At 63.3% G+C, this 5,101-nt stretch carries 4 protein-coding genes and 1 pseudogene; 4 read left to right on the forward strand and 1 reads right to left on the reverse strand.

Annotation, left to right across the window (positions count from 1 at the left end; translation table 11 throughout):
• Nucleotides 1-230, forward strand: a 230-nt coding sequence (locus tag B3E94_RS23145) for a cold shock domain-containing protein (RefSeq protein ID WP_286915368.1), incomplete at its 5' end; no start/stop codon positions are given.
• 67 nt (nt 231-297) lie between these two features.
• Here the strand turns inward: B3E94_RS23145 and icd are convergent.
• Entirely contained in the window at nt 298-1,554 is a 1,257-nt protein-coding gene (gene icd / locus B3E94_RS23150) for an NADP-dependent isocitrate dehydrogenase (protein ID WP_176515161.1), read from the reverse strand.
• 466 nt (nt 1,555-2,020) lie between these two features.
• Here icd and B3E94_RS23155 point away from each other — a divergent pair, with 466 nt between their 5' ends.
• The 3 genes and pseudogenes from B3E94_RS23155 to mnmA form a co-directional block, all read left to right on the forward strand.
• On the forward strand, nt 2,021-4,246 hold the full coding sequence (locus B3E94_RS23155; protein ID WP_286915370.1) for an NADP-dependent isocitrate dehydrogenase: 2,226 nt from the start codon (nt 2,021-2,023) through the stop codon (nt 4,244-4,246).
• Between the two features lie 189 nt (nt 4,247-4,435).
• Entirely contained in the window at nt 4,436-4,876 is a 441-nt protein-coding gene (locus tag B3E94_RS23160; RefSeq protein ID WP_176517349.1) for an NUDIX hydrolase, read from the forward strand.
• Nucleotides 4,877-4,935: 59 nt separating this feature from the next.
• Nucleotides 4,936-5,101 (forward strand): annotated as a pseudogene (gene mnmA, locus B3E94_RS23165) (tRNA 2-thiouridine(34) synthase MnmA); the annotation flags it as partial.

A 5,101-nucleotide genomic window follows, 5' to 3' on the forward strand; every position in this document is an offset into this window, starting at 1 on the left:
AGGGCTACGGATTCATCAACGAGGAAGGTAAATCCGATGACCTTTTCGCTCATTATTCGGCCATTCGCATGGACGGATACAAGACCCTCAAGGCTGGCCAGGCCGTAGTGTTCGACATCGTCCAGGGCCCCAAAGGCCTGCACGCCGTCGAAATCAAGGATGCCGCCGCGGCAGCTGCAGAGGTCGCCAATGCCCAGGGCGAACCCCAGAGCGAAACCGCCAAAGCCTGACCCCTGCCCTGTGCCGGTACACGAAAAACCGGCCGCCTCTTCACGAGACGGCCGGTTTTGCTTTGCCTCACATGTGCTTGATCATCTCGTCGCCGAAGCCTGAGCTGCCCACAAGCTTAGCCCCTTCCATCAGCCGCTCGAAGTCGTAGGTCACGGTCTTGGCCCCGATCGCGCCATTGGTGCCCTTGATGATCAGGTCGGCCGCCTCGGTCCAGCCCATGTGCCGCAGCATCATTTCCGCCGAAAGAATCACCGAGCCCGGGTTCACCTTGTCCTGCCCGGCGTACTTGGGCGCGGTGCCATGGGTCGCCTCGAACATGGCCACGGTGTCGGACAGGTTGGCCCCCGGCGCGATACCGATGCCGCCCACTTCCGCCGCCAGGGCGTCGGACAGGTAGTCACCGTTGAGGTTGAGCGTGGCGATCACATCGTACTCGGCCGGGCGCAGCAGGATCTGCTGAAGCATGGCGTCGGCAATGGCATCCTTGACGATGACCTCGCGCCCGGTCTTGGGGTTCTTGAACTTCATCCACGGGCCGCCATCGAGCAGTTCGGCGCCGAATTCATCGCGAGCCACCTCGTAGCCCCAGTCCTTGAAGGCACCTTCGGTGAACTTCATGATGTTGCCCTTGTGCACCAGGGTCAGCGATTCACGGTCGTTGTCCACCACATATTGCAAGGCCTTGCGCACCAGGCGCTTGGTGCCCTCGCGCGAGACCGGCTTGACGCCGATGCCGCAGTCCTGGTCGAAGCGGATCTTGGTGACGCCCATTTCCTCCTTGAGGAACTTGATCACCTTGTTCGCCTCGGGCGAGCCGGCTTTCCACTCGATGCCGGCGTAGATGTCTTCGGAGTTCTCGCGGAAGATCACCATGTCCACATCGCCTGGCTTCTTGACCGGGCTCGGCACGCCCTTGAACCACAGCACCGGGCGCAGGCACACATACAGGTCGAGCTGCTGGCGCAGGGCCACGTTGAGCGAACGGATGCCACCGCCCACCGGCGTGGTCAGCGGCCCCTTGATCGACACCACGTAGTCCTTCACCGCATCCAGGGTTTCCTGGGGCAGCCAGGTGTCCTGGTCGTACACCTGGGTGGCCTTCTCCCCGGCATACACCTCCATCCAGTGGATCTTGCGCTTGCCGCCGTAGGCCTTGTGCACGGCCGCATCGACCACCTTGATCATCACCGGCGACACATCGACGCCAATCCCATCGCCTTCGATATAAGGAATGATGGGGTTGTCGGGCACATTGAGCGAATGGTCTGCATTGACGGTGATCTTGGCGCCGTCGGTCGGAACCTTGATTTTCTGGTATCCCATGCTTGCACTACTCCGCTTTCGGGTGTGATTGGACATCATGCGATCCCACTGAGCCTAAACCACATCCGCCGACCTGCAAGCGGCGCACCTTGCATCGGCTGCGCCCACCCTTTGCCAGCGCCCGCCCTGCGGCAATCCACCACATTGCCCCTACGTCTTTGGTCTTATAAATGGCGCCGATGCCACTTCACCTTGCTGATTAGCCCGATTGGTTTGATATACTGCGCCGCGACCGAAGGGTCATCGGGGCGAATCCCAGGAAAATGCGGCTCGCCCTCGGCCAGGCACGACGCCTGGCCACGAAGCCTGGGCTGTTACCGCAGCTCAGCACTTGACGCTCGACTGATGCATCCACCATCACCGCTCGCAGCCTCTCGACTTTCCGCCTATGGCATCGCCTGGGCGAAGCGCCTACCCTGCGCACCACGAGACTCGAGTACGCTCAGCACATAGAGAGTTAACCCGCATGCCCACCCGTTCCAAGATCATCTATACCTTCACCGACGAAGCCCCCGCCCTCGCCACCTACTCGCTGCTGCCGATCATCGAAGCTTTCACCGCTTCGGCTGACATCGCCGTAGAAACCCGCGACATCTCCCTGGCTGGCCGCATCCTCGCGGCATTCCCGGAGCAACTGGGCGCCGAGAAGCAGGTAGGCGATCACCTGGCGGAACTGGGCCAGCTGGCTACCACCCCTGAAGCCAACATCATCAAGCTGCCGAACATTTCGGCCTCGGTCCCGCAATTGAAGGCGGCGATCAAGGAGCTGCAGGGCAAGGGCTACAACATCCCTGACTACGCCGACGAGCCGGCCAGCGCCGAAGAGAAAGAATCGCGCGCACGCTACGACCGCATCAAGGGCAGCGCCGTGAACCCGGTACTGCGCGAAGGCAACTCCGACCGCCGCGCCCCGCTGTCGGTCAAGAACTACGCACGCAAGCACCCGCACAAGATGGGCGCCTGGGCCGCCGACTCCAAGTCGCACGTTTCCCACATGAACAACGGCGACTTCTACGGCAGCGAAAAAGCCGCCCTGATCGAAGCTGACGACAGCCTGCGCATCGAGCTGGTCGGCAAAGACGGCAGCACCACCGTCCTGAAGGAAAAGACCGCCGTCAAGGCCGCCGAAATCATCGACTGCGCGACCATGAGCCGCAAGGCCCTGAAAGCCTTCATCGCCGAGCAGATCGCCGATGCCAAGGCCTCCGGCGTACTGCTGTCGGTGCACCTGAAAGCCACCATGATGAAGGTTTCCGACCCGATCATGTTCGGCGTCATCGTCGAAGCCTTCTACGGTGAAGTACTGGCCAAGCACGCCGCCGCCCTGACCGAAGTCGGCTTCAACGCCAACAACGGCATCGGCGACCTGTACGCCCGCATCAAGGACCTGCCAGCCGACAAGCAGGCCGAAATCGAAGCCGACATCCAGGCCCTGTACGCCGAGCGTCCGGCCCTGGCCATGGTCAACTCCGACAAGGGCATCACCAACCTGCACGTGCCGAGCGACGTCATCGTCGACGCCTCGATGCCAGCGATGATCCGCGACTCGGGCAAGATGTGGAACACCGCCGGTGAACTGCAGGACGCCAAGGCGATCATCCCGGACCGCTGCTACGCCGGCATCTACCAGGCCACCATCGAAGACTGCAAGGCCAACGGCGCCTTCGACCCGACCACCATGGGCAGCGTGCCGAACGTTGGCCTGATGGCGCAGAAAGCCGAAGAGTACGGCTCCCACGACAAGACCTTCCAGGTCAAGGCCGACGGCGTCGTGCGCGTGGTCGATGGCAAGGGCAAGGTCGTTCTGGAGCAGAACGTCGAAGCCGGTGACATCTTCCGCATGTGCCAGACCAAGGACGCGCCGATCCAGGACTGGGTCAAGCTGGCCGTCAACCGTGCCCGCCTGAGCAACACCCCTGCGGTGTTCTGGCTGGACCCGGCCCGCGCCCACGACGGCGTGATGATCGAGAAGGTGCAGACCTACCTGAAGGATCACGACACCGCTGGCCTGGACATCCGTGTCCTGGCGCCGGTCGACGCCATCAAGTTCTCCCTGGCCCGCATCCGCGAAGGCAAGGACACCATCTCGGTGACCGGCAACGTGCTGCGCGACTACCTGACCGACCTGTTCCCGATCATGGAGCTGGGCACCAGCGCCAAGATGCTGTCGATCGTGCCGCTGATGAACGGCGGTGGCCTGTTCGAAACCGGCGCCGGCGGTTCGGCACCCAAGCACGTGCAGCAGCTGGTGGAAGAGAACTTCCTGCGTTGGGACTCGCTGGGTGAATTCCTGGCCCTGGCCGCTTCCCTGGAGCACCTGGGCAACACCTACGACAACCCGCGCGCCAAGGTCCTGGCCAATACCCTGGACCAGGCGACCGGCAAGTTCCTCGACACCAACAAGTCGCCTTCGCGCAAAGTCGGTGGTATCGACAACCGCGGCAGCCACTTCTACCTGACCCTGTACTGGGCCCAGGCCCTGGCTGCCCAGAGCGACGACGCCGCCCTGCAGGCGCGCTTCGCACCGCTGGCCAAGACCCTGGCAGAGAACGAGGCGACCATCGTTGCCGAGCTCAACGCCGTTCAGGGCAAGCCAGCCGACATCGGTGGCTACTACGCCCCGGATGCCGAGCTGACCGCCAAGGTGATGCGCCCAAGCCAGACCCTGAACAGCGCCATTGCCGCCCTGTAAGGTTCGCTTGAAGTAACAGCACAAACCCCGGCCACGCACCGGGGTTTGTGCTTTCTGGGAATTGGCCGCTGCTTTGCAGCCCATCGCTGGCAAGCCAGCTCCCACAGGTGCAGCACACGCCTCGAACCTGTGGGAGCCGGCTTGCCGGCGATGGGCCGCAACGCGGCCCAGCGATCCAAGGACACACAAATGACCTGGCAACCCCACATCACCGTCGCCACCATCGTCGAGCACGAAGGCAAATTCCTCTTCGTCGAAGAATTCAAGGCCGGCCAGCACGTCTTCAACCAGCCCGCCGGCCACCTCGAACCCTTCGAGACCCTGCCCCAGGCCGCCCTGCGCGAAACCCTGGAGGAAACCGCCTGGGAAGTCGAGCTCACCGGCGTGGTCGGCATCTACCTGTACACCGCCCCCAGCAATGGCGTGACCTACCAGCGCATCTGCTTCGCCGCCCGCCCCGTGCGCCACCACGCCGACCTGGCGCTGGACAGCGACATCGTCCGCGCCGTCTGGCTCAGCCGCGAAGAACTGCTGGCCGACCCCAGCCGCTGGCGCAGCGAGCTGGTGCCACGCTGCCTGGACGACTACCTGCAAGGCCCGCTGCACAGCCTTGCCCTGCTGCGCGACTGACGCGCCGCGCCGGGTTTGATAGAATCGACGTTTTTCCCCCTTGATACACATCGGTAGCCATGACCAGCCCAGCACTCAAAGACCCCGCCAAGACCCGCGTCATCGTCGGCATGTCCGGCGGCGTGGACTCTTCCGTCTCCGCCCTTCTGCTCATGGAGCAGGGCTACCAGGTGGAAGGGCTGTTCATGAAGAACTGGGAAGAGGACGACGGCACCGAATACTGCA

The organism is Pseudomonas sp. UBA6315 (assembly GCF_002438125.1).
Taxonomy (GTDB): Bacteria; Pseudomonadota; Gammaproteobacteria; order Pseudomonadales; family Pseudomonadaceae; genus Aquipseudomonas; species Aquipseudomonas faucium.

Excerpts from the sequence above, each read along its gene's own strand:
- icd (WP_176515161.1), bottom strand. The coding sequence starts at position 1,554 with ATGGGATACCAGAAAATCAAGGTTCCGACCGACGGCGCCAAGATCACC.
- B3E94_RS23155 (WP_286915370.1), top strand. The coding sequence starts at position 2,021 with ATGCCCACCCGTTCCAAGATCATCTATACCTTCACCGACGAAGCCCCC.
- B3E94_RS23160 (WP_176517349.1), top strand. The coding sequence starts at position 4,436 with ATGACCTGGCAACCCCACATCACCGTCGCCACCATCGTCGAGCACGAA.